The organism is Kaistia dalseonensis (assembly GCF_030814715.1).
In the GTDB taxonomy this organism is placed as follows: domain Bacteria; phylum Pseudomonadota; class Alphaproteobacteria; order Rhizobiales; family Kaistiaceae; genus Kaistia; species Kaistia dalseonensis.
The window spans coordinates 237,196-261,015 of sequence record NZ_JAUSVO010000001.1 but is presented as its reverse complement, the minus strand read 5'-3'; the positions used below and the strand labels follow the sequence as shown (position 1 = coordinate 261,015).

General features: G+C 66.1%; 19 protein-coding genes. 13 read left to right on the top strand and 6 right to left on the bottom strand.

All coding sequences use genetic code 11. The annotated features are described in order from the left end of the window. Window positions 1-211: 211 nt before the first annotated feature. The 3 genes from QO014_RS01185 to QO014_RS01175 all read left to right on the top strand — a co-directional run bounded on the left by QO014_RS01185 (window position 212) and on the right by QO014_RS01175 (window position 3,875). Window positions 212-877, top strand: coding sequence for a response regulator transcription factor (locus QO014_RS01185; protein ID WP_266346823.1), 666 nt, complete (start codon window positions 212-214; stop codon window positions 875-877). Next, window positions 877-2,187: an ATP-binding protein gene (locus tag QO014_RS01180; RefSeq protein ID WP_266346822.1), complete on the top strand. Its 1,311-nt coding sequence runs from the start codon at window positions 877-879 to the stop codon at window positions 2,185-2,187. Before QO014_RS01185 ends, QO014_RS01180 begins: the two co-directional genes overlap by 1 nt. 200 nt (window positions 2,188-2,387) lie before the next feature. Then, a complete protein-coding gene (locus tag QO014_RS01175) occupies window positions 2,388-3,875 on the top strand; it encodes an ArnT family glycosyltransferase (protein WP_266346821.1) in 1,488 nt (495 codons plus the stop codon). A gap of 11 nt (window positions 3,876-3,886) precedes the next feature. On the opposite strand, the gene QO014_RS01170 is transcribed toward QO014_RS01175, so the two are convergent. After that, on the bottom strand, window positions 3,887-4,255 hold the full coding sequence (locus tag QO014_RS01170) for a gamma-butyrobetaine hydroxylase family protein (protein WP_266346820.1): 369 nt from the start codon (window positions 4,253-4,255) through the stop codon (window positions 3,887-3,889). A gap of 203 nt (window positions 4,256-4,458) precedes the next feature. Here QO014_RS01170 and moaA point away from each other — a divergent pair, with 203 nt between their 5' ends. Both moaA and QO014_RS01160 read left to right on the top strand, forming a co-directional pair. Continuing rightward, window positions 4,459-5,484, top strand: coding sequence for a GTP 3',8-cyclase MoaA (gene moaA / locus QO014_RS01165; protein ID WP_266346819.1), 1,026 nt, complete (start codon window positions 4,459-4,461; stop codon window positions 5,482-5,484). Between the two features lie 108 nt (window positions 5,485-5,592). After that, window positions 5,593-6,330, top strand: a complete 738-nt coding sequence (locus QO014_RS01160; RefSeq protein ID WP_266346818.1) for a GntR family transcriptional regulator — start codon at window positions 5,593-5,595, stop codon at window positions 6,328-6,330. A gap of 15 nt (window positions 6,331-6,345) precedes the next feature. On the opposite strand, the gene QO014_RS01155 is transcribed toward QO014_RS01160, so the two are convergent. Further along, window positions 6,346-7,050 carry a response regulator transcription factor gene (locus QO014_RS01155; RefSeq protein WP_266346817.1) on the bottom strand — a complete coding sequence of 235 codons (705 nt, stop codon included), beginning with the start codon at window positions 7,048-7,050 and terminating at the stop codon, window positions 6,346-6,348. A 69-nt stretch (window positions 7,051-7,119) separates the two neighbouring features. Here QO014_RS01155 and QO014_RS01150 point away from each other — a divergent pair, with 69 nt between their 5' ends. Then, window positions 7,120-9,120, top strand: a complete 2,001-nt coding sequence (locus QO014_RS01150) for a sensor histidine kinase (RefSeq protein WP_266346816.1) — start codon at window positions 7,120-7,122, stop codon at window positions 9,118-9,120. A 542-nt stretch (window positions 9,121-9,662) separates the two neighbouring features. On the opposite strand, the gene htpG is transcribed toward QO014_RS01150, so the two are convergent. Further along, window positions 9,663-11,546, bottom strand: coding sequence for a molecular chaperone HtpG (gene htpG / locus QO014_RS01145; protein ID WP_266346815.1), 1,884 nt, complete (start codon window positions 11,544-11,546; stop codon window positions 9,663-9,665). Between the two features lie 223 nt (window positions 11,547-11,769). On the opposite strand from htpG, the gene QO014_RS01140 reads away from it, so the two are divergent. Genes QO014_RS01140 through QO014_RS01110 form a run of 7 tightly spaced genes read left to right on the top strand, consistent with a single transcriptional unit; the run spans window position 11,770 to window position 20,234 of the window. Then, window positions 11,770-13,407, top strand: coding sequence for a methyl-accepting chemotaxis protein (locus QO014_RS01140; RefSeq protein WP_266346814.1), 1,638 nt, complete (start codon window positions 11,770-11,772; stop codon window positions 13,405-13,407). A 28-nt stretch (window positions 13,408-13,435) separates the two neighbouring features. Continuing rightward, window positions 13,436-13,900: a chemotaxis protein CheW gene (locus QO014_RS01135; protein ID WP_266346813.1), complete on the top strand. Its 465-nt coding sequence runs from the start codon at window positions 13,436-13,438 to the stop codon at window positions 13,898-13,900. 2 nt (window positions 13,901-13,902) lie between these two features. Continuing rightward, complete coding sequence (locus QO014_RS01130; protein ID WP_266346812.1) at window positions 13,903-15,168, top strand: CheR family methyltransferase; 1,266 nt, start codon at window positions 13,903-13,905, stop codon at window positions 15,166-15,168. Next, window positions 15,165-15,878 carry a chemotaxis protein CheW gene (locus tag QO014_RS01125; protein WP_266346811.1) on the top strand — a complete coding sequence of 238 codons (714 nt, stop codon included), beginning with the start codon at window positions 15,165-15,167 and terminating at the stop codon, window positions 15,876-15,878. The genes QO014_RS01130 and QO014_RS01125 overlap by 4 nt, the downstream gene beginning before the upstream one ends. Further along, entirely contained in the window at window positions 15,875-18,163 is a 2,289-nt protein-coding gene (locus QO014_RS01120) for a hybrid sensor histidine kinase/response regulator (RefSeq protein WP_266346810.1), read from the top strand. The genes QO014_RS01125 and QO014_RS01120 overlap by 4 nt, the downstream gene beginning before the upstream one ends. A 22-nt stretch (window positions 18,164-18,185) precedes the next feature. Beyond that, complete coding sequence (locus tag QO014_RS01115; RefSeq protein WP_266346809.1) at window positions 18,186-19,205, top strand: chemotaxis response regulator protein-glutamate methylesterase; 1,020 nt, start codon at window positions 18,186-18,188, stop codon at window positions 19,203-19,205. Window positions 19,206-19,214: 9 nt separating this feature from the next. After that, window positions 19,215-20,234, top strand: a complete 1,020-nt coding sequence (locus QO014_RS01110; protein WP_266346808.1) for a diguanylate cyclase — start codon at window positions 19,215-19,217, stop codon at window positions 20,232-20,234. Window positions 20,235-20,257: 23 nt separating this feature from the next. On the opposite strand, the gene hutG is transcribed toward QO014_RS01110, so the two are convergent. From hutG to hutI, 3 genes are read right to left on the bottom strand one after another with little or no spacing between them, the layout of a single operon-like run. Further along, complete coding sequence (hutG, locus tag QO014_RS01105) at window positions 20,258-21,079, bottom strand: N-formylglutamate deformylase (protein WP_370877051.1); 822 nt, start codon at window positions 21,077-21,079, stop codon at window positions 20,258-20,260. Beyond that, a complete protein-coding gene (gene hutH / locus QO014_RS01100; RefSeq protein ID WP_266346807.1) occupies window positions 21,076-22,620 on the bottom strand; it encodes a histidine ammonia-lyase in 1,545 nt (514 codons plus the stop codon). The genes hutG and hutH overlap by 4 nt, the downstream gene beginning before the upstream one ends. Next, window positions 22,617-23,819 carry an imidazolonepropionase gene (hutI, locus tag QO014_RS01095; RefSeq protein ID WP_266346806.1) on the bottom strand — a complete coding sequence of 401 codons (1,203 nt, stop codon included), beginning with the start codon at window positions 23,817-23,819 and terminating at the stop codon, window positions 22,617-22,619. The genes hutH and hutI overlap by 4 nt, the downstream gene beginning before the upstream one ends. Between the last annotated feature and the right edge of the window lies 1 nt (window position 23,820).

Genomic DNA, 23,820 nt, shown 5'->3' with positions numbered 1-23,820 from the left:
CTGATTCATTGATCTTTCCCGAGGCGCCCGATCCGCTCGACAATAGTCGCGCCCCATCGATCACCCATGCCGAACATGGTAGCGCCAAAGCGAGCCAGCAATATGACCATCCAATTGGATGTGCCTGCGCCGAGGTTCATTTGGCGGCCCGAAGCGATCAATACGCCCGGGGCGACTGTCTTCCCGGCGCGGCCCGGCATAGAATTGCATCATGCGCATTCTGCTGATCGAGGACGACCCGATGATCGGGCAAGGGCTCCGCCGCAGCCTGGAGGACGCCGGCATGTCGGTGGACTGGGTCCGCGACGGCCAGATGGGTGCCGAAGCGATCACGGTTGGCGACTATGCGATCGTATTGCTCGATCTCGGTCTGCCCGGTCGCGACGGAACCGAGATATTGCGCACGGTCAGAGGAAGCGGCGACAAGACGCCGGTTCTCGTCATCACGGCGCGCGATGAGCTGGACGACCGGATCGCAAGCCTCGATCTCGGAGCCGACGACTATCTGGCGAAGCCGTTCGACCTCAGGGAACTGATGGCCCGCATCCGCGCCGTCGTCCGCCGGCATGCCGGCCAGGCGGCCTCGGTCATCGGCAATGGCGAAATCGAGATCGACCTCGCCAGCCATGAACTGACCTATCGCGGCCAGACGCAGATCTTGCCGGCTCGCGAATTCGCGTTGATGCACGCGTTGCTCAAGCGACCGGGCACGATCCTCTCCCGGACTCAGCTCGAGGAGAGCATCTATGGCTGGGGCGACGAGGTCGAAAGCAATGCGATCGACGTCCTGATCCATTATGTGCGCCGGAAGTTCGACAAGGACATCATCTACAATGTGCGCGGCGCCGGCTGGATGGTCGCCAAAGGCAAGGCCTGATGTCGCTCAAGACCACGGCATTCCTCTGGCTCGCGGCCTTGATGACGATCATCGGGCTCATTGCCGCGATCGTTTCATATGGGCTGATGCGGGCCGAGGCCGATGATTTTCTCGATGGTCAGTTGCGGCGCATCGCCATCTATGTCGGCGATGGCGAGCCCAAATCGACCGCGCCGCCCCCGACATCCGATGACGAGAACGATCCGGACGATGATTTCCTGGTCCAGGTCTGGAACAGGAACGGCGATCTCATCCGGATCTCTGATCCGAGCATCTCGATCCCCCGCCAGACATTGACGGGTTTCACGAGCGCATCGGCCTCGGGCGAGACCTGGCGCGTCTACACGCTCGCCGATGAAGGCCGAACCGTCCAAATCTCGCAGCAAATGACGGTCAGGAACGAGTTTGCGACCAGTGCCGCGGTGCAGGCGGCCATCCCGACCACGCTGCTGATCCCGCTATCCTGGCTGATCCTGAACTGGATCATAAGCCGGGTCATCGGACGGCTCGACCAGCTGGCGCTCGCTGTCGGCCGGCGCGACCCGTCCGACGGCACGCCGATCCCGCTGGACGACGTCCCGCAGGAAGTCATCCCGTTCGTCACATCGATCAATGTCCTGCTCGCCCGGCTGCGGACGAGCCTCGAACGTCAGCGCCGCTTCGTATCCGACGCCGCGCACCAGCTTCGAACGCCCCTGACCGCGCTCCGCATCCAGATCGGCGGGCTGCAGACGGCGAAACCGACCGAATTGAGCGCTCGCCTGGCGGAACTCGATCAAGGCGTCCAGCGCAGTTCGGCGCTTGTGAGCCAGTTGCTCAGCCTCGCTCGCTACGATGCAAGCGAGATTCGTGGGGCCATGACGCCCCTCGATCTCACCGCCTTGACGCTCGATTGCATCGCCCGCATCGCGCCGGTTGCCGAACAGCGCGGGATCGATCTCGGCGTCGTTCGACAGGATGCGGCCGAGATCATGGGATCTGCGGCCGATCTGGCCGTGGCAATCGACAATCTCCTCGATAACGCGATCCGCTACACCCCGCCGGGCGGAACGGTCGATGTGGCAATCATCGCGGCGCCCGACGGAGCGAGCATCGAGATCCGCGATACCGGACCGGGTATAGACGAAGCCGCCCTGCAACACGTCTTCGAGCGCTTCTACCGGGCGGCGCCGCCCGACATTGAGGGAAGCGGGCTCGGCCTCGCCATCGCCCGAGCCGCGGCCGAGCGAAGCAAGGCTGTCATCACGCTCGCCAACCGAACGCCCGGACCCGGGCTCGTCGCGCGCCTCGACATCTCTGTGCGGGGCTAATTCCCGGCTAATTCGGCTGCCCTAGCACCGTGCTGTGCAGAGCGAGGTCAGCGCGTCATATTCATGCTCAGGAACACTTCTTTCGTGCGGGCCCGGATCGGCGCACCGTCGCGAGCCAACCCCGTGAACGCCCCATTCGCAGCGATCGCAGTGGGCGCGTTGTCGCGTGAACAGACTGCCACGCCTCTCTGGATCGCCGCATGACCGATCTCGCAGAAGGACGGGGCCGGGCAGGCTTTGCCTTCACATTCGACGTCAGGGCTACAGTCTTCCTCATGTTGGCGATGCTGCAGCTCGCGCGCCTGTTCGTCGCGGCCAGCGTGCCGCTCGTACCCGACGAAGCCTATTACGCGCTTTGGGCGCATAACCTCTCCTTCGGCTATTTCGATCATCCGCCGATGATCGCTCTGTTCATTCGCGCCGGGATCACGATCGCGGGCGACAATCCGCTCGGCGTCCGCCTGCTCGGGCTGCTCGGCGCTGCGGCCGCGAGCTGGTTCATCTGGCAGGCGGCAGAGCGGCTCGTGGATGACCAGCGCGCCGGTCCGCTGGCGGCGCTCATCTTCAACCTGACGCCGATGGGCTTCTTCGGCATGGCGCTGGCCACTCCCGATGCGCCACTGTTGCTCTTCTCTTCCGCGATGGTCTATTGCGCCGCGCGCCTCGTCGATGAAGACGGCGCGAGCGGTCTCTGGATTGCCGGCGGCCTCGCAACCGGCCTGGCGCTGCAATCGAAATATTCAGCCGCTCTCCTGGCGGCCGGCCTGGTCCTGGCCTTGCTGACCATCCCGGCCTGGCGGCGACGCTTGGCGGGTCCCTGGCCCTGGATCGGCCTGCTGGTGGCGTGTTCGATCTTCGCGCCCAATATCCTGTGGAACGCGCAGCACGAATGGGCGACGTTCGCCAAGCAGGGTGGCCGCGCGGCGCAACACTGGACGTTCGCTCCGGAATACCTGCTCGAACTCTTCGGCGCGCAACTCGGCCTCGCCTCTCCGCTCATCCTCGTTTTCGCGTTCGCAGGCCTCGGCCCGGCATGCCGGTTCCTTTACGAGACACCTGAGAAGCGCCGTCTGCTGCTCTGCCTCATTCTCGTGCCCGCGGCTTACTTCGCTTTCCACGCCCTGCGGGCGCGGGTCGAAGGCAACTGGCCGGGCTTCCTCTATCCGGCGTTGGCGATCACAGCCGCGACCGCGCTGCTGCGCGCCTTTCAGAGCGACGTCGTGCGTTTCCGAACGGCCAGGACCATTGCTCTGCCGCTGGCCGCTCTCATTCTCGCCCTCGGCATCATCCAGGCCTGCATCACGCCTGTCACGCTGTTTGGCGAGCATGACCCGATCATCCGGATGACGCGAGGCTGGCCGGAACTGGCCGCCGCTGTCGATGAACGGCGACGGGAGATTGGCGCAGCCTATGTGCTGACCGACAATTACCAGCTCAACGCCGAACTGGTGCGCAACCTGCCCGGCGTGACGGTCCTGCAGGCGAACGAGCCCGAGCGCTATGGATCCATGGCCGGACGGTCGCCGGCAGGCGTCTCGGGCGTCGGGCTACTCGTCGGCAGCCCTGACGACGCCGGCGCCGCGCTCGGCCTCTCCTTCGGGACGCCCGTCTTCGTGGGCGATCTCACAAGACGGTTCGGCGACGTCGAGATCGCTTCGCTCGCGACCTATCGGGTTGAAAAGAAGTAGATCGCGCGGCGTCAGAGCCGCGCGCGCGAGAGACCCTTGGCCTCGACTTCGCTCAGATACTGGCCCCAGATCCTGGCATGATCGCGCCCGAGCTCGGCGAGATACGTCCATGAATAGAGGCCGGTATGGTGACCGTCGTCGAAATTGAGGCGCACGGCGTAGTTCCCCACGGGATCGACGGAGCGGATCGCTACGTTGATCTTGCCCGGCACGGTGATCTTCTGGTCCGGCGTGTGGCCCTGCACTTCGGCCGAAGGGCTGGTCACGCGGAGATATTCGGCTGAAAGCGCGTATTTCTGACCGTCCTCGAAGGCGACGGTCAGCGTGCGCTTGTCAGGCGAAAGACGGATTTCCGTCGGCCAGGGGGCAGTCTCGGACATGGCGATCTCCTTGGGTCATGGCGACCCGGTCGGGCTCCTGTTTAGCCTTCCCCGCGACGATCGCAACGGCCGGTGTGCACAGCGCCGAAAAGGTCAGAGCGACCCTCATGGCAAAATCCGATGCGGTGGCACTTTGAACGCTCCCCATAGTCCTCTAAATAGGAGGAGAAGGCGGTCATGTTTACGGCAGCCAGGGATACAGCATGAACCAGCCGCTTCCTTCCCCCAGGCAGGCCCCGATGGTTGATCCGTTCGGGCGAACGATCAGCTATCTGCGCGTTTCGGTTACCGATCGTTGCGATTTCCGTTGCGTCTATTGCATGGCGGAAGACATGACCTTCCTGCCGAAGCGCGACGTGCTGACGCTGGAAGAGCTCGACCGGCTCTGCTCGGCCTTCATCGAGAAAGGCGTCCGACGGCTGCGGCTGACCGGCGGCGAACCGCTCGTCCGCCGCAACATCATGAGCCTGATCCGCTCGCTGTCGCGGCATCTCGAAAGCGGCGCGCTCCAGGAACTGACGCTGACCACCAATGGCTCGCAGCTCTCCCGCTATGCGGGCGAACTCGCCGAGGCCGGGGTCCGGCGGATCAACGTGTCGGTCGACACGCTCGATCCGGACCGCTTCCGCGCCATCACGCGGTGGGGCGATCTGGGCAAGGTGCTGGCCGGGATCGATGCCGCCCTGGCGGCCGGAATCAAGGTCAAGATCAACGCCGTCGCGCTCAAGGGCGTCAACGAGCACGAATTCGACGACATGATTCGCTGGGCGCATGGTCGCGGCATGGACCTGACGCTGATCGAGACCATGCCGCTCGGCGAAATTGGCGAAGACCGGACCGACCAGTATCTGCCGCTCTCGACCGTGCGGGATCGCCTTTCGAAAAGCTGGACGCTCGGCGAGATCGGGTACCGGACGGGCGGCCCCGCGCGCTATGTCGAAGTGGCGGAGACGGGTGGCCGGATCGGCTTCATCACGCCGCTCACGCACAATTTCTGCGAGAGCTGCAACAGGGTACGCGTGACCTGCACGGGAACGCTCTTCATGTGCCTCGGCCAGGAGGACGCGAAGGACCTGCGCGCGCCGCTTCGCGCCTCGGAGGGTAATGAACTGCTCGCCGCGGCGATCGACGAGGCGATCCTCCGGAAGCCCAAGGGCCATGATTTCATCATCGACCGCGATCATCAGCGCCCGGCGGTCGGCCGCCATATGAGCATGACCGGCGGCTGATCGGCCTCGCGGCATAAGCGCGTCGACGGCGCCGTTCGTCGGGTAAATGATTGCGCTTCCTCCCCGCTCTGTGCTCTTCCTGCGCCGTGCCAGATTTGAGGTGTCGGGGTGAAGCGCGAGACAGACGGGAAGACCGGGGCTGGAAAACCCGGACCGGAAAAGGTCGGGCCGCGGCGCGGTGCGGGCGTCGCGACGGTTTATGAAGCGCTGAAGCGCGACATTCTCGACATGACGATTGCGCCCGGCGACCAGCTCGACGAGACCGGCCTGGCGCTTCGCTTCGGCCTGTCGCGGACGCCGATCCGCGAGGCGCTGGTGAAGCTCGTTTCGGAAGGGCTCGCAACGACCCTGCCGAACCGCAACACCATTGTCTCCGCGATCGACTATGCGGAGCTGCCGGCCTATCTCGACGCGCTCATGCTGATGTACCGCGTGACGACGCGACTCGCCGCCGAGCGCCGCAGCGATGCCGACCTCCTCGAAATCCATGCCCGGCAGCTCGAATTCGCCCGCGCTGTGGACGAGGCCGATGCCATCGCCATGATCGAACGGAACCGACAGTTCCACCTCGCCATCGCCGAGGCCGGCGGCAACCGGTACTATATCGAGCTGTTCGCGCGCCTGCTCAACGAGGGGACACGGCTGCTCAGGCTTTATTACGCGATCTTCGAGGATCACCTGCCGCCGCAATACGTCAAGGAACATGAGCAGATCATCGAGGCGATCGAGGCGCATGACATGCGCCGCGCCGACGAGCTGGGCCGACAGCACGCCGAGCAGATTATCGGCCAGTTGAAGCGCTTCATGTCGCCGACGGTCGGCAACGAACTCCAGCTCGACGACTGAGGCCGGCACTTGCCGCTACGGCGTCACGAGCGCTGCGGCCTGGAAGCAGTAGCCGCGGCCATAAATGCTCTGCAACGGCAGCGGCTGGCCGATCTCGGCGCCGACGCGACGCTTCAGCCGGCTGATTCGAACTTCGATCGCGCGCTCGTTCTCGCGTGTCGGCACGCGGCCCATGCGGCTCAGGATCTCCTCGCGCGCGATCGTCGCGCCGGGTTCCTGCATGATCACCGCGAGAAGCTCGAATTCGGAGCCGGTCAGGCGGACCGCGCCGCCCGTCGGGCCGCTGAGCCGCCATCCCGTGGTCTCCAGCCGCCATGGCACGGCATGGTCGGCGGGAGCGATATTCGGCCGGCCCGGACGGACACGCCGCAGCACGCCGCGACACGTCGCCTCGATCAGTTCGAGACTCGCTTCCTTGACGAGATAGGCATCGGCCCCTGCCTCTATGCCCGATACCCGGTCGCGATCGGCATCGCGGCACGAGAGGATGACGATGCCGACATCCGATGTCTGGCGCAGCCGCCGCGCAATGCTGAACCCGCCTTCCAGCGGCAGGTTCAGATCGAGCAGCACGAGATCGATGGCATGATTGGCCATGACCGCATCGAGCGCGCGGCCATCCCCGGCCCCGAAAGCATCAAAGCCACGATCGAGCAGGAACTCGACGAGATCCTCCCGTAACGAGACAGTGTCCTCGACAACAACGATTCCGGCTGACACGTTCGCTACAGGCCGCGCTGGGGTGATGAACTGCCACGCATTCTAACGTCGTTCCCTTACGAAATCCAAATGAGCCGACGCTGTTGCCCCCTTCGCGATACCGTGCTCGCCGGCCTCGGGCGGCTCGCTCTCGCATTCGTCCTGATCGGTTGGGCCGGACATGCGCTGGCCTCGGCGCCGGTAGCCGCCCTGATGGCGCCCGGCAGCCTCGCGGGGCATCTCTCCGTGCTCGATGACCCCGAGGGCAAGCTGGATCCGGAGGAGGCGAAGGCGCTCTTTGGCGAAGGCGCCTTCACGCCCTTGCCCGGCTTCTTTTCGGCCTGGCTGTCGCAACACACCTATTGGCTCGCCTTCCAACTGGCGCCGCCACCGGGCAAGCCGGAAGATTGGGTGCTCCGGCTGATGCCGGCCTTCCTGGACGATCTCCGGGTTTTCACCGCCACCGGACCAGGCCGGGAAACGATCGTCGAGAATCAGGCGATGCCGCGCATCCGCCACGCCTTCCTGATCGATGAGCCCGGCGGCAGGACATCGCTTGTCCTCATCCGGCTGAGCGGCATGCGCGCCAAGGTGCTGATCGGCCGTGCCGTGCCGCTCGAAACCTTCGTAGCGCAGCAGCTGTCGTCGCAGATATGGAGCGGCATCTATCTCGGCGTCACCCTGCTGTTCGCCTTCATCCATCTCATTGCCGGCGTTGCCCTTCGCAATCGTGTCGCCCTCTTCAGCGCCGGCTATTTCGTATCGGTCGCGGGCGTGGCGGCGGTGCAGATCGGGTTCTTTCCGTCGCTGACCGGAATCAACAGCCAGTCGGCAAACGAACTCTTCGCCAGCATCGCCCTGCCTGCCTGCTCCATATTGGGCGCGGCGCTCTGCGGGCAGATCCTCGACCTGAAGCCGTCACAGCGGATCCTTCGCACGATTTACCTCGCCGCCCCGCTGGTTCTCGCCAGTGTCTACTGCCTGATCGGTACCCGCTGGTACGTTCCCGTATCGAACAACGCCTATGTGATTGCCGCCCTGATCGCGATCCTGACGCTCGCCATCATCATCCGGCGTTGGATCCGTCACGAAGCCGAAGGCGACCTGATCTTTTTCGGGCTCGGCCTTGCGACCCTGATTGTCGCCTTCACGATCCAGCGGCTGGATCAGACCGGAACGCTGCCGGTCAGCAGCTTCTCCGTGTTCGGCTTCCTGATCGGATCTGCAGGGCAACTCGCCTTTCTCAACCTCGCTCTCGCCTGGCAGCTCTATCGCTTCGCCGCCGACCGACAGGCGGCGCGACAGGCCCTTGTCGACGCGCAGAGCGGGCTCGAGACGACGGTCGCCGAGCGAACCGCCACGCTGACGGCCGTCCAGCAGGAACTGACAAGAGCCCTTGCGGATGAGCGCATGCTGCGGGCCAACCAGCGCAACATGCTCGCCATGCTGGCCCACGAGGTCCGCACCCCGCTCGCGACCATCGTGCGCTCGGCGCAGATGCTGCTCTATCGTGGTGATGGCCTCTCTGCTGCGCAGAAGGCGCGCATCGTCAACATGCAGGCCCGCGCCGGCGATGCGGCCGGGCTGGTGAGCCGCTTCCTGGCCGCAGGCCCGCTCGAACGCGGCGAACTGGAGGCCGAGCCCATTCCGCTCTCCGCCGCCGCCGTGGAGGGGATCGTGCGCTCGCTCGAGCTCGACCGGTATGAGGCGGCCCGGATCCGGATTTCAACGAATGATCCGGATGGCAGCATCCTCGCCGATCCCATGCTGCTCAAGCTGGCGCTCTCAAACATCATCGGCAACGCGCTCAAATTTGCGCCGGCGCGCTCGCCGGTCCGGGTCCGAATCGAGGCTGGCCCGGAACGGTTCGAGATCACGGTCGACGATGAAGGACCCGGCTTCCCGGTCGACGACATCGTCTATCTCGCGACGCCCTTCTTCCGTGGCACCACACGGCCGTCCCTGCCGGGTATGGGCCTCGGCCTTTATCTTGCGCGCCGGGCGGCGGAAGCCCATCGCGGCACGCTCTGGATCGGCAATCACGCCAAGGGCGGCCGTGTCATGCTTTATTTCGATCGCCGGTCGACATAGCGGCCGCATCGACCTGCAAGGATTTGAAAGAATTCCTGATCATTTGTAGGTAGACCGCAAGCCGAGCCCGCGCCAGAGTTCTTGAGCGGCAAGGACTCAATAGAGCAGCTTGCCGCGGATCTGTTCCTTATCGGGGGGTCGGCGGTGCGGACGAGCATTTCGAGCAGGGTATGTTCCAACATGCCTCATCTCGCGCTCATCCGGCCAACGCCATCTTGGTATGGCTGCCAAGAACATATTGGGCTTGGTCGGCCAGCACATGCACCTGTACCGACTAGCAGCGGGAGTCGGTGGCCGGCTGATATGTAATCAGGCGTCCGGTGACCGATCAGGTGCATTGGCGGCGGGTGACGAATTGCCGGGGGGCAGTGTTCGTCACGCGAAGGGCTTGGACCACAGCCCAATTGAAGCCCGGCATCGCGAGATGCCGGGCTTCGCCGTTTCTGGGGTGACGATCTTCGTGATGCCCGGCCCCGCCGCGCCCACCCCGGAGCATTCTCGCGAACCCTTCGCGTGTGCTCCGGAGCCGGGCTTCGTGCCGCCTAGCGAATGCCGCGTTCGATGATCCGCATCAGCCGCTCGGAGAAGGCGGCGGGATCAAGCGGCTTGTCACCATCGAGGACGCGCGCCTCGTCATAGAGAAGCCGGGCGGCATCCTCGCGAAACACAGAATCACCTTCGCCGAGACCCGAAAGCGCAACGACCAGATCATGGCGCGGGTTGATCTCGAGCACAGGCTTCGGCCCGAGATTGCCGCGACCGGCTTCAGCCAGCAGTCGCTCGAGTTGCCGGTCCATACCGCTCTCCGGAGCCACCAGGCACACGGCGCTCGTCGTCAGCCGGTCCGATGCGCGCACATCCGACACATCCTCGCCCAATGTGGATTTCACGAAGTCGATGAAGGCCGTGACGGTCTCCTTCGTCTCGGCCGGCTCCTCAGGCTTGGCGTCGGTCAGCGGGATCAGCTTCAGATCGGCCGCGCCCTGCGTCACCGACTTGAACGGCTTGCCCTCGTGATCGATGCCCGCCGTCACCCAGAAGCTGTCGACCTGGTCGGAAAGCAGCAGCACCTCGATGCCGCGCGCCCGGAATCCTTCGAGCTGCGGCGAGGATTCAAGCCGCGCCGGATCGCCGACGATATAATAGATCGCCGTCTGGTTTTCCTTCAGCCCGCCGACATAGTCCTTGAGCGTGCGCCATTTTCCGGCCGAACCGGTCGTCTTGAAGCGGGCGAGCGACAGTAATTGCTGGCGCCGCTCGAAGTCCTCATAGAGCCCCTCCTTGATGACGGCGCCGAAGGTCTCCCAGATCTTCTCGAATGCCTCGGCATCGCTCTGTGCCAGCTTTTCGAGATCGCCGAGCACGCGGTTGGTGACGCCCTTCTTGATCGCAGCGAGGATCGGGCTCTGCTGGATCATCTCGCGCGAGACGTTGAGCGGGATGTCGGCCGAATCGACGAGACCGCGCACGAAACGCAGATAGCGCGGCAGGATCTCGGTATCGTCGGTGATGAAGACGCGCTTCACATAGAGCTTCACCCGGCCCTTGCGGTCGGGATCGAACAGATCGAAGGGCCGCGTCTCCGGCACGAAGACGAGCGCGCTATATTCCTGTCGCCCTTCGGCGCGGTAATGCACGGTCAGGGCCGGCTCGTCGAACTGGCCGGCGACGCTGCGATAGAAATCGGTGTATTCGTCCTTCGTGATCTCGCTCTTCGGGCGAGTCCAGAGGGCGGCGCCATCGGCGATCTGCTCCGGCTCGGCGCCCGGCTTCTCGATGATCGAGATCGGCACCGGCACATGGCCGGACTGCGCCTTGACGGTGCGCTCCAGCGTGAAGCGCTCGGTATAGTCGGTGGCATCCTCCATCAGATGGAGGACGACGCGCGTGCCGCGCGCCGGCGCCGCGTCCAGATCGATCGGGGCGACCGTATAGGCGCCCTTGCCGTCCGAGGACCAGATCGCGGCGGTATCGCTGCCGGCGCGGCGCGAGATCACGTCGACCCGCTCAGCGACCATGAAGGCCGAATAGAAGCCGACGCCGAACTGGCCGATCAGTTGCGCGCCCTCGGCGCCCTGCGCCGCCTCGAGGCGGTCCATGAACGCCTTGGTGCCCGAGCGGGCGATCGTGCCGAGCGCCTCGACCATCTCGTCGCGGCTCATGCCGATGCCATTGTCCTCGACCGTCAGCAGTCGCTTCTCGGCGTCGATGGCGAGCGTGATGCGCGGCTGCGGATCGTCGCCCAGCAGGGCCGGCGTCGTGACGGCCTCGTAGCGCAGCTTCTCGCAGGCGTCAGCCGCATTCGAGATCAGCTCGCGCAGGAACACATCCTTGTCGGAATAGATCGAGTGCACCATCAGGTGCAGAAGCTTCGCGACATCAGCCTCAAAACTGCGGCTTTCGGGGGCTGCTTCGGCGGTCGTCATGATCGTGGCTGTCCTCGTCCGTTGATGCGCCGGACCAGATGGCCGGAGACGGGCCGGATTTCAAGTGCCCTGTATCCCACGCCTCAACGGAGATGAAACAATTCCCTTCTAGGCTGAGCACTCTGTCCTTCGGCCCTCCGGGACATCCAGCCGCGACGATCCGCCGGCCGGGTGCCGCGGAGCGTGGCCGTTCCACGCAAAGCCTCGACCACGGATTGAGCCGATGAAGAATGTGACGATACGTCAGCGCATCATATTGAGCTTCCTGGCGATCCTTCTGGTCCTGAGCGCCATCGCCACCGTCACCTATCGCTGGTTCCTCAGGACCGAGCGCGAGGCGACCAGCGTCGAGCAGAACACCGTCCCGGCGCTCTATCTGAGCGGGCAGCTGATGGCCGGCTGGATGGAGGCGAAGAGCCTGCTGCAGGAATTCGTCGTCCAGGACGATCCGGCGGAGATGGACAAGGTCGGCGAGGCGATCCAGACCAATCGCGCGCGGCTCAAGGATCTGACGGCCGCCTTCGACAAGACCGTCGACACGGACCAGGACCGCCAGAATCTCGTCACGGTCCAGCAGCTCTCGGCCAACTATGTTCCGGTCGAGGACGCGATCCTGGAAGCCAAGCGCCGCGCACTCGCGAGCCTCCAGAGCGATGACCAGAAGGCCGCGATCAAGGACAAGCTCAATCCGATCACCGACCAGATCCGGGCGGCGCTCACATCCATGGTGGAATTAAACCGCGCCGAGGCGGATAGCTCGACGCAGAAGATCGTCTCGATCGTGCGCTCGGCCGAGACGGGGCTGCTCATCGGCGCGGCGACGGCGCTCCTGCTCTCGTTCTTCTGCGGCTTTATGCTGTTCCGCACGATCACGCGCCCGCTCGGGCGGCTGGTCGACATCGTCGCCACCATGCGCAAGGGCGATTTCACCGAGCGGCTCCAGCTCAAGAACCAGGACGAATTCAACACGCTCGCCGATGGCGTCAATGCGATGGCCGACGATCTGATGCTGCTGATCGGGCAGGTGCAGCGGTCGAGCATCCAGGTCAACACCTCCATCACCGAGGTCGCGGCTACATCGAAGCAGCAGCAGGCGACCGCGAGCGAGATCGCCGCGACCACGACGGAGATAGGCGCCACGGCCAAGCAGATCGCAGCCACCTCGCACGAATTGGTGCGCACGATGGACGAGGTCTCCGACGTCGCCGAACAGACGGCCACGCTCGCCGGCGGCGGCCAGGCAGGCCTGTCACGCATGGAGGAGACCATGCGCCGCGTCATGGAGGCGGCCAGCGCCATCAACGCGAAGCTCGCCGTGCTGAGCGAGAAGGCCGGCAACATCAATCAGGTCGTCACCACCATCACCAAGGTCGCCGACCAGACCAACCTCCTGTCGCTGAACGCCGCCATCGAGGCGGAAAAAGCCGGTCAGTATGGCCGCGGCTTCGCGGTGGTGGCGACCGAGATCCGCCGCCTCGCCGACCAGACGGCGGTGTCCTCCTTCGACATTGAGCAGATGGTCAAGGACATCCAGTCGGCCGTCGCGGCGGGCGTGATGGGCATGGACAAGTTCTCCGAGGAAGTCCGGCGCGGCATGCTCGACATGCAGCAGGTCGGCGATCAGCTCTCCGAGATCATCCAGCAGGTCCAGGGCCTCGTGCCGCGCTTCGAGATCGCCAATGAAGGCATGCAGGCGCAGGCAACCGGCGCGGGCCAGATCAGCGAGGCGCTGTCGCAATTGAGCGAGGCCGTGCAGCAGACGGTCGAATCCCTGCAGCAATCGACGATCACCATCGACGAGCTCAACCAGGTGTCGAGCGGCCTGCGCAGCAGCATCTCGCGCTTCAAAGTCAGGGCATGAGACGCCCGCACCACCCGGCCGGAGCCGCATGATGCTGTTTCTCATGTTCAGCCTGGGCACGGATCGCTATGTGCTCGACGCGGGCGAAGTCGAGGCCATCCTGCCGCTGATGGCGACCAAGGCCCTGCCCGGCGCCCCGAGGGGCGTCGTCGGCGCGATCAACTATCGCGGCCGCCCGGTCCCGCTCATCGATCTCAACGTGCTGACGCTCGGCCGCCCGGCCGCGGCGGTGCTGAGCACGCGCATCATCCTCGTGCGCTATCCGGCGGCCGACGGTGATATCCATCTCCTCGGGCTCATCGCCGAGCGCGCGACGGAGACGATCGAGCGCGCGGCATCGGATTTCGTCGCCTCGGGCGTCGAGGCCGGCATACCGGCCTATCTCGGCCCGGTCGCCTCCGACGCGCGCGGACTGATCCAGCGCGTCAGGACCGAGCGGCTTCTGCCGGCCGACATTCGTGACATATTGTTCCGGCGGGCGGAGACGGATTGAGCATGCTGTCGGCCATCGAACGATTGCTCAAGGATGAGATCGGGCTCGACAGCCGCACGGTCGGCCCCTCGATCATCCGCCATGCCGTGCGCAAGCGCATGGCCGCCTGCGACATTGCCGAAATCGCCGCCTATCGAGACCTGCTGAAGGCGTCGCGGCACGAAGTGCAGGAGCTGATCAACGCCACTATTGTGCCGGAGACATGGTTCTTCCGCGACCGCGAGGCCTTTGCCGCGATGGTGCGCCATGCGCGCGCCGAGCGCGTGCCCGGACGACCGATCAGCATCCTGAGCCTCCCCTGCTCGACCGGAGAGGAACCCTATTCGATCGCCATGGCGATGTTCGACGCCGGTTTCGCAGAGACGGATTTCACCGTCGACGGCATCGATGTCTCGACCCACAATCTCGTTGAGGCCGAGCGCGCGGTCTATGGGCGCAACTCGTTTCGCGGCGCCGATCTCGATTTCCGCGATCGCTATTTCGAAGCCGTCGAGGGTGGACACACGCCTGTCGCAACGGTGCGCGGTCGTGTCCGCTTCCGGGCGGGCAACCTGTTTGACCCGGCGCTCCTTGCCGGGACGGCCCCCTATGACGTCATCTTCTGCCGCAACCTGCTGATCTATTTCGATCGTGACACACAGGCCGGCGCCCTCGAGCGCCTCCGCGCCCTGCTCGCGCCGAACGGACTGCTCTTCGTCGGCCCTGCCGAATCCGGCCTGCCGGCGTCCCATGGCTTCGTGTCCGCACGCCTGCCGATGGCGTTTGCCTTCCGGAAGGCCGAGGCAATAATCACTCAGCCGCTGGCTGCGAAGCCGGCTGCCACCCCGCCCAAGGCGATCGGGGTCGCGAAGGCGAGCAGGCCTGCCGGGACCAGGACCGTTCCCATACCGCGCACAGCTCCACCACGACCCCGCCCTGCCCCCGTCGTGGCGCAAGCGCCCGCGCCGGAATTGCCGGCTGCAAGCCTCGCCGCCATCGAGGCGTCCGCCAATGCCGGGCGCATCGCCGAGGCGAGGCAAGCGGCGCTCGCCCATCTCGAAGCCTTCGGCCCTTCGGCCGAGATCTTCTATCTGCTTGGCCTCGCCCATGAGGCGGCCGATGCCTCCGACGAGGCCGTCCAATATTACCGCAAGGCGCTCTATCTCGCGCCGAACCATGCGGAAACGCTCGCCCAGCTCGCGCTGCTGCTGAGGCGCCGGGGTGACATTGCCGGGGCGAAGACGCTGAGCAGCCGCCTCGGGCGGATCGGCAATGGGAGCCCGGCATGACGGGGACAGGCGCGGACGAAACCCGGCTGGACCAGCCGATCGATGCTTGCTGGCGGCGGATCGGTGTCAGTGGCGATCGCTCGTGTCCCAAGCTGGCCGAGCATCTTCATTGCCGCAACTGCCCGGTGCACGAGGCGGCCGCCAGGCGCCTGCTCGACCGGCCGCTGCCGGCCGAATATCGCGAGGAATGGGCGCGGCATTATGCAAACCCGGAGACGGGTGGGTCTGGTACAGGCGACGCGGAAGACGCGCTCCAGACGGTCGTTGTCTTCCGGCTCGGCGATGAATGGCTGGCATTGCCAACGGCGATCTTCGAGGAAATCGCCGAGCCACGGCCGATCCGTTCGCTGCCGCATCGCCGCAACAAGGCGATCCTCGGCATCGTGAATGTGAGGGGCGAACTCATCGTCTGCGCTTCGCTCGCCGCGCTGATCGGCATCGACGAACAGGGCGCCACCGAGCGCAGTGCGCGCGCCAATGGCTTCAGGCGACTGGTCGTGATCGGCCATGACCAAGGGCGCATGGCGTTCATCGTCGACGAGGTTCACGGCATCCTCCGCCATCGCCGAAGCGAATTGCGGCCTGTGCCGGCGACCATTGGCAAGACTCCCTCGGCATTCTCGATCGCTGCCCTGCCCTGGAAAGACCAGACGGTGGGTTGCCTCGACGAGGCACGGCTGCTCGCGGCATTCGATCGGAGCCTCGCATGAGCAACGAGGATTTCAGCCAGTTTTCCATGCTCGACCTGTTCAAGGCCGAACTCGACACGCAGTCGGAGGCGCTGACCAGCGGATTGCTCGCTCTGGAGCGCGACCCCATCGCCGCCGATCATCTCGAAGCCTGCATGCGGGCTGCCCATTCGCTGAAGGGTGCTGCTCGGATCATCGATCTGGCACCGGCCGTCCGCGTCGCGCATGCGATGGAGGAGTGCCTGGTTTCCGCCCAGCATGGCCGGCTGAAACTGCATCACGGCCATATCGACGCGCTGTTGAAGGGGCTCGACCTGCTCGTCGCGATCGCCTCGGCGCCCGAGCTGGATGAAGCCAAGGCGGAAAGGGACGTCGACGCTTTCCTGAAGACCCTGGACGAGGTCCTCGCGTCCGAGCCGGCACCGCCGGCAAGCGAGCCCCCTTCGACCCTGCGGTCTCCGGTCGTGCCAGTCGCCGAGCCGGAGTTCGACCTGCCCTCCGTGCTGCCTCTGGTCGAGGCCGGCGATCCGGTTGGACCGTTGGCCGGCAACCATGGCAATGACCGCATGGTGCGCGTGACGGCCGAAAGCCTGAACCGGCTGCTTGGTCTTGCCGGCGAATCCCTCATGCAGGCGCGCCGCATTCGCCCCTTCAGCGATGGCCTGCTCCGCCTGCGCCGGCTGCAGTCTGATGTCGCCAAGTCGTTCGACGCGGTCCGCACGCTCCTGCCGGCCGGCGGCGTGGACGAGAGAACGCTGGAGGCGCTTACCGAGGTCGAGGAAAGGCTGCGCCGCAGCCAGGACTATCTGGTCGAGCGGCTCGCCGAGATCGACGCACTCGACCGTCGCGCCACCGACCTCGCCAACCGGCTTTACGACGAAACGCTCGAAAGTCGCATGCGCCCGTTCGAGGACGGCGTGCGGCATTTCTCGCGCATGGTGCGCGATCTCGGCCGCGCGCTCGGCAAGCGCGTTCGTGTCGAGATCATCGGCGGATCGACCAGCATCGACCGCGACATCCTCGACCAGCTCGACGCGCCGCTCGGCCATCTGCTCCGCAACGCCGTCGACCACGGCCTCGAGACGCCAGAGGAAAGGCGCCGGGCCGGGAAGGCGGAGGAAGGCGTCATCCGCCTCGAAGCGCGCCACAATGCCGGGCTGTTGCAGATTATCGTGGCCGACGATGGCCATGGCGTCGATCTCGATCAGTTGCGCACCGCGGTGCTCGACCGCCGCCTGATCACGCCGGAAGCGGCAACGCAGCTGAGCGAGGCGGAGCTGCTCGAGTTCCTTTTCCTGCCGGGTTTCTCGATGAAGGGGACGGTCAGCGACATTTCCGGCCGTGGCGTCGGCCTCGATGCCGTCCAGGCCATGGCCAAGCAGGTGCGCGGCGTTGCGAGCGTCAGCTCGACATTCGGCGCGGGCACGCGCTTCCAGCTCGAACTGCCGCTGACGCTCTCGGTCATCCGCACCCTCATCGTCGAAGTCGATGGCGAGCCCTATGCGTTTCCGCTCGCCGGCATCATCAGGACACTCAGGCTCGGACATGCCGAGGTCGAAGTGCTGGAAGGCCGGCCGCATTTCCGTTTCGAGGGCCGCCAGATCGGCCTCGTCACCGCCCATGAACTTCTGGAGCGAAGCGAGCCGCACTCGGGGGAAGGCGAAATATCGGTCGTCGTCGTGGGCGAGCATGACGATGCCTATGGGGTCATCGTGGATCGCTTCCTGGGCGAGCGCGAACTCGTGGTCCGGCCGCTCGATCCGCGCCTCGGCAAGGTCAAGGACATCAGCGCGGCGGCGCTGATGGAGGACGGCTCGCCGCTCCTGATCATCGACGTGGACGACCTCGTCCGCTCGGTCGAGAAGCTTGCTTCCCTGGGCCGGGTCCGGTCGATCCAGGGTGAGGCGCATGACGCCGGCAAGGCGCGGCGCAAGCGCGTCCTCGTCGTCGACGATTCGCTCACCGTGCGCGAACTCGAGCGCAAGCTGCTGTCGCAGCACGGCTATCAGGTCGATGTCGCCGTCGATGGCATGGATGGGTGGAACGCCGTCCGCTCCGATCCGTTCGACCTCGTGGTGACCGATATCGACATGCCTCGCATGGACGGCATCGAGTTGGTGACACTCATCAAGAAGGACGTGCAACTGCGCGCCATTCCAGTCATGATTGTTTCCTACAAGGATCGCGAGGAAGACCGTCGGCGCGGGCTCGATGCCGGAGCCGACTACTACCTGACCAAGGGCAGCTTTCACGACGAGACCCTGATCCACGCCGTGGGCGACCTTATTGGCGAAGCGACCGAATGAAGCGCATCGAAAGGCATTCCCGGTGAGGATCGGCATCGTCAACGATCTTCCCATCGCGGTGGAAGTGCTGCGGCGTGCCTTGGGCAGCGTGCCCGAGCATCAGGTGGCCTGGATCGCCAGCAATGGGCGCGAGGCCGTGAGCGCGTGCCGCCGCGACCTGCCGGACCTGGTGCTGATGGACATCACCATGCCGGAGATGGACGGGGTCGAGGCGACCCGGCGCATCATGGCGGAGACGCCCTGCCCCATCCTGCTGGTCACCGCGAGCATCGATGCCAATGTGCCCGGCGTCTACGAGGCCATGGGCTTCGGCGCGCTCGACGCCGTCGACATGCCCTCGGCTGGTCCCGGCGGCGCGGCCTCCATCCAGTCCGGCCCGCTGCTCGCGAAGATCGCGATGATCGGCAAGCTCTCCAAGGACAGCCCGATGGCTCCGCGGATCCGGCCGACGGCGCGCCCGGCGCGGGCCGCTGCCGGCTCGCTGATCGCCATCGGCGCTTCGGCCGGCGGGCCGGCTGCCGTTGCCGCCCTCCTCGCCACCATACCGGCCGACTTTCCCGCCGCCTTCGTTCTCGTCCAGCACGTCGATCCGCAATTCGTGCCTGGCCTGACGACCTGGCTGGGCGCGCATTCGGGGCTTTCGATCCGCTCGGCCGAAGAGGGCGACCATCTGGAGCCCGGCACGGTGTTCGTGGCGGCGACGGCCGACCATCTCGTCTTAAAATCGACGTCGGAACTCGGCTATACAGCCGAGCCGCGCGACTATGTGTACCGGCCATCGATCGACGTCTTCTTCGAGAGCGCGGCGCGCTGGTGGCCAGGCGACGTCACGGGCGTGCTGTTGACCGGGATGGGGCGAGATGGCGCAAAGGGGTTGAAAACACTCCGTGATAAAGGTCATTTGACGATTGCTCAGGACAAGGGGACAAGTGCCGTCTATGGCATGCCGAAAGCCGCCGCGGCGATCGGTGCAGCAGTTGAAATCCTGCCGCTTCCATCGATAGCACCACGCCTCATCGAACTCAGCGAACGCTCTCACTGAAAGCCCCCCATGACCAGTGCGTCCGATTCGAGTGACACCGCCGTGCCGCCTCCCGCCGATAATTATCTCTCCATGGTGCTGCTGATCGACGACCAGGTGATGGTCTGCGAGGCCGTGCGTCGCGCGCTCGCCAACCAGTCGGACCTCGATTTTCATTATTGCACCGAGCCGCTCGATGCGCTTCGCGTGGCCCAGGAAGTGAAGCCCACGGTCATCCTGCAGGACCTCGTCATGCCCGGCGTCGACGGGCTGGATCTGGTTCGCCAGTATCGCGCGCAAGAGGCGACGCACACCGTGCCGGTCATCGTCCTCTCGACCAAGGACGATCCGGCGACCAAGAGCGCGGCGTTCCAGGCGGGCGCCAACGACTATCTCGTCAAGCTGCCGGACCGCATCGAGCTGATCGCGCGCATCCGCTATCACACGCGCGCCTATCTCGATCACCTCCAGCGCGACCAGGCCTATCGCGCGCTGCGCGAGAGCCAGCGCGAATTGATGCGGGCCAATATCGAGCTGGAGCGGCTGACCCGGATCGACGGGCTGACCGGCCTCGGCAACCGGCGCTATTTCGACGAATACATCGCGGCCGAGTGGAAGCGCGCGCTGCGCTCGGGCAGCCCGATTTCCGTGCTCATGATCGATGTCGACAATTTCAAGCGCTACAACGACGCCTATGGCCATCTGGCCGGCGACGAAGTGCTGAAGCAGGTCGCCCATGTGCTGAAGGACGGCGTGATCCGCTCGAGCGATCTCGCCGCGCGCTTTGGCGGCGAGGAATTCGTCGTGATCCTGAACGACGTTACGGCCGCCGGCGCCCATCAGGTTGCGGAGCGGCTGCTGCGCGAGGTGCATGCGCTCGATATCCAGCACGGAACGGAACGCCTGACCGTCAGCATCGGGGTCGCCACGACGACGCCCGAGGCGGACGGCATGCCCGACGAACTGATCAACGCGGCCGATCTCGCGCTCTTCCGCGCCAAGGCGGCCGGGCGCGATCGTATCGTCATCCACGAAGCCAGCGAGGGCTGAGCCGCCTCGCGGCCGGGGACGCTTCAGCGCCCGGCCCAGTCCTTCAGGGCCGTGAGAAGTTCGACCAGCACCGCCCGCATCGGCGCGGCGCGGTCCGCGTCATAGGGAGCGGGCTCGTCGCCGGCAAGCTCGTCCATATAGCCGCGGCAGGCGAGCTCCATCTGGATGGCGTGGACGCCTCCTGCCGGATCGCCGAGGCTCCGCGTGATCCAGCCGCCCTTGAAGCGGCCATTGGTGACGCGCGAGAAACCCGATGCGTCGCAGATCGCCTCCGCCAGCGCCGTCAATTCAGGTGCAGCGCTCCGCCCGTCATTGGTGCCGATGTTGAAATTCGGCAGCGTGCCTTCGAAGAGGCGCGGCACCTCGGACCGGATCGAGTGGCAATCATAGACGACGATGCGCTCATGGCTTCCGCGCAGCCGCGCGATCTCGGACGCGAGCGCCGCATGATAGGGCGCGAAATAGGCGTCGCGACGACGCTCGATCTCGGCCTGATCGGGCTCCTGACCGGCGTGGTAGAGCGGATCGCCGTCGAAGGTCGTCGTCGGGCAAAGCCCCGTCGTCGCCTGGCCGGGATAGAGCGAGGCGCCCGAAGGGTCGCGGTTCACGTCGATCACGGTGCGCGAAATCGCCGTATGCACGATGGTGGCGTCGAGCGCGGCGGCGAAATCATAAAGCCGGTCGATCCACCAGTCCGTGTCCTTGAGCGCGCGCGAGCGCGACAGCAACCGTGCGGCGACCGCGTCGGGAAGCGTCGTTCCGGTATGCGGCAGGCTCACCAGCAGCGGCGCCGCGCCACGCCGGATCGTGAGCCAGTCGATTGTCTCTTCAGTCGCGTTCATCATGCGGCCTCGGCCAGATCGGGCAGCAGGTCGGCACCGGCCGTCGCGGCGATAACGCCGGACCGCACCAGCGCGGTGGCGGCGGCGAGATCGGGAGCGAAGAAGCGATCATCGGCGAGATGGGCGACATCGTCGCGCAGTCGCGCACGGACCCGCTCGAGCGCGGCGCTCGAACGCGTCGGCGCGTGGAAATCGCAGCCCTGCGCGGCCGCCAGCAATTCGATGCCGACCACGTTCGCGGCGTTCTCCGCCATCGGCAGCAGCCGCCGCGCGCCATGCGCCGCCATCGAGACGTGATCCTCCTGATTGGCGGAAGTCGGGATCGAATCGACGCTGGCGGGATAGGCGCGCTGCTTGTTCTCCGAGACGAGCGCGGCCGCCGTCACCTGCGGGATCATGAAGCCGGAATTCAGGCCCGGCTTCGGCGCGAGGAAGGCCGGCAGGCCAGAGAGTACGGGATCGACCAGCATGGCGAGCCGCCTCTCCGTGAGCGAACCGATCTCGCAGATCGCCATGGCGATCATGTCGGCGGCGAAGGCCACCGGCTCGGCGTGGAAATTGCCGCCGGAGATCACCTCGCCCTCGGCCGCGAAGACGAGCGGATTGTCGGACACGCCATTCGCCTCGATCAGCAACGTGTGGCCGGCCTGCCGCAATATATCGAGGCAGGCCCCCATCACCTGCGGCTGGCAGCGCAGGCAATAGGGATCCTGCACGCGCTCATCGCCCAGGAGATGCGAGGCGCGGATCGCACTGCCGGCCATCAGCGCCCGCAGCGTCGCCGCGACCTCGGTCTGGCCGCGATGCCGGCGGACGGCGTGGACGCGGGCATCGAACGGCCCATCAGAGCCGCGCGCCGCATCGGTCGAAAGTGCGCCGGTGACGAGCGCCGCCTGGAACACGCGCTCCGCCTCGAACAGGCCGGCGAACGCCAGGCCGGTCGAGACCTGCGTGCCGTTCAACAGCGCGAGCCCTTCTTTCGGCCCGAGCACCAGCGGCTCCATGCCGGCCGCCGCCAGCGCTTCTCCGGCCGGCAGCGTCACGCCATCGACGATGAAGGCGCCTTCGCCGATCAGCGCGGCGGTCATGTGCGCGAGCGGCGCGAGATCGCCCGAGGCGCCGACGGAGCCCTGCCCGGGGACCACCGGGACGAGACCGCGCTCCAGACATTGCGTGAGATGAACGATCGTCGACCAGCGCACGCCCGAGGCGCCCTGCGCCAGGCTCGCGAGCTTCAGCGCCATGATCAGGCGCACGATCGGCACCGGCAGGGCCTCGCCCACGCCGGCCGCATGCGACAGCACGAGATTGCGCTGCAAGGTCGCGAGATCGGCGTCCTGGATGCGCACGCTGGCGAGCTTGCCGAAGCCGGTATTGATGCCATAGACGGGCTCACCCTTGGCGATGATCGCCTCGACCGTGGCGGCGCTCGCCTCGACCACCGGTCGGCAGGACGGATCAAGCACGGCCTCGGCGCCAAAATAGATGCTGCGCCATGCGGCGAGCGAAACCGCCCCCGGCTCCAGTGTCATCAGCTCTTTCATCGTCCCCTCCGGATTCTCTTGTGCAGCGGGTTGAACCCCACGCGGTAGACGAGCTCGGCCGGGCGCTCTATGTCCCAGATCGCCAAGTCGCCAAATTTGCCGGGCTCGATCGTCCCGGTTTCGCCGAGCTTGCCGAGCGCCCGCGCCGCCTCGCGCGTGACGCCGGCGATGCATTCGTCGACGGTCAGGCGGAAGAGCGTCGCGGCCATGTTCATGATCGTCAGCAGCGAGGTGACCGGCGAGGTTCCCGGATTGCAGTCGGTCGCGATCGCCATCCGCGTGCCGTGCGCGCGAAACGCCTCGACTGGCGGCTTCACCGTCTCGCGCAGGAAATAGAACGCGCCGGGAAGCAGCACGGCGACGGTGCCGGCAGCGGCCATGGCGGCCGCGCCGTCGGCGTCGGTGTGTTCAAGATGATCGGCCGAAAGCGCGCCAAATTCTGCCGCGAGCCGAGCGCCATGCAGGTTGGAAAGCTGGTCGGCATGCAGCTTGACCGGCAGGCCGAGGGCGCGCGCGGCCGTGAAGAGCCGCGCGGTCTCCTCCGGCGAAAAGGCGATGCCTTCGCAGAACGCATCGACCGCATCGACGAGGCCGTCAGCGGCGAAGGCCGGCAGCGCCTCATCGCACATCATGCGCACGAAGCCGGCGCGATCGTCCCGCGCCTCGGGCGGCAGGGCATGCAGCGCAAGGAACGTCGCCAGCACCGTGACGTCGCGCTCCCGGCCGAGCCGGCGCGCGGCGGCGAGCAGGCGGCGCTCGGTCTCGATATCGAGGCCATAGCCGGATTTGACCTCGATCGTGGTGACGCCTTCCGCGATCAGCGCATCGAGGCGGCGGAGCGCGGCGGCGACGAGTTCATCCTCGCTTGCCGCCCGCGTCGCCCGCACCGACGAGACGATGCCGCCGCCGGCGCGCGCGATCTCCTCATAGCTGGCGCCGGCGAGGCGCATCTCGAACTCCTGCGCGCGGTCGCCGCCAAAGACGAGATGGGTATGGCAATCGATCAGGCCAGGCGTAACCCAGCGATCCTCCAGATTGATCGAACGGGCTGGATTGATGCCCGTCGGCAGGTCCTCCATCGGCCCGACCCAGGCGATGCGCTCGCCGGAGAGGAGGATCGCGCCATGCTCGATGATGCCGAGCCCTTCGGCAAAGGGCGCGAGCGTCGCGATGCGGGCGTTACGATAGAGCGTTTCCATG

Excerpts from the sequence above, each read along its gene's own strand:
- QO014_RS01150 (WP_266346816.1), top strand. The coding sequence starts at position 7,120 with ATGAGCCGACGCTGTTGCCCCCTTCGCGATACCGTGCTCGCCGGCCTC.
- QO014_RS01170 (WP_266346820.1), bottom strand. The coding sequence starts at position 4,255 with ATGTCCGAGACTGCCCCCTGGCCGACGGAAATCCGTCTTTCGCCTGAC.
- QO014_RS01125 (WP_266346811.1), top strand. The coding sequence starts at position 15,165 with ATGACGGGGACAGGCGCGGACGAAACCCGGCTGGACCAGCCGATCGAT.
- QO014_RS01180 (WP_266346822.1), top strand. The coding sequence starts at position 877 with ATGTCGCTCAAGACCACGGCATTCCTCTGGCTCGCGGCCTTGATGACG.
- QO014_RS01175 (WP_266346821.1), top strand. The coding sequence starts at position 2,388 with ATGACCGATCTCGCAGAAGGACGGGGCCGGGCAGGCTTTGCCTTCACA.
- htpG (WP_266346815.1), bottom strand. The coding sequence starts at position 11,546 with ATGACGACCGCCGAAGCAGCCCCCGAAAGCCGCAGTTTTGAGGCTGAT.
- QO014_RS01135 (WP_266346813.1), top strand. The coding sequence starts at position 13,436 with ATGATGCTGTTTCTCATGTTCAGCCTGGGCACGGATCGCTATGTGCTC.
- QO014_RS01185 (WP_266346823.1), top strand. The coding sequence starts at position 212 with ATGCGCATTCTGCTGATCGAGGACGACCCGATGATCGGGCAAGGGCTC.
- hutG (WP_370877051.1), bottom strand. The coding sequence starts at position 21,079 with ATGATGAACGCGACTGAAGAGACAATCGACTGGCTCACGATCCGGCGT.
- QO014_RS01140 (WP_266346814.1), top strand. The coding sequence starts at position 11,770 with ATGAAGAATGTGACGATACGTCAGCGCATCATATTGAGCTTCCTGGCG.
- hutH (WP_266346807.1), bottom strand. The coding sequence starts at position 22,620 with ATGAAAGAGCTGATGACACTGGAGCCGGGGGCGGTTTCGCTCGCCGCA.
- QO014_RS01120 (WP_266346810.1), top strand. The coding sequence starts at position 15,875 with ATGAGCAACGAGGATTTCAGCCAGTTTTCCATGCTCGACCTGTTCAAG.
- hutI (WP_266346806.1), bottom strand. The coding sequence starts at position 23,819 with ATGGAAACGCTCTATCGTAACGCCCGCATCGCGACGCTCGCGCCCTTT.
- moaA (WP_266346819.1), top strand. The coding sequence starts at position 4,459 with ATGAACCAGCCGCTTCCTTCCCCCAGGCAGGCCCCGATGGTTGATCCG.
- QO014_RS01110 (WP_266346808.1), top strand. The coding sequence starts at position 19,215 with ATGACCAGTGCGTCCGATTCGAGTGACACCGCCGTGCCGCCTCCCGCC.
- QO014_RS01130 (WP_266346812.1), top strand. The coding sequence starts at position 13,903 with ATGCTGTCGGCCATCGAACGATTGCTCAAGGATGAGATCGGGCTCGAC.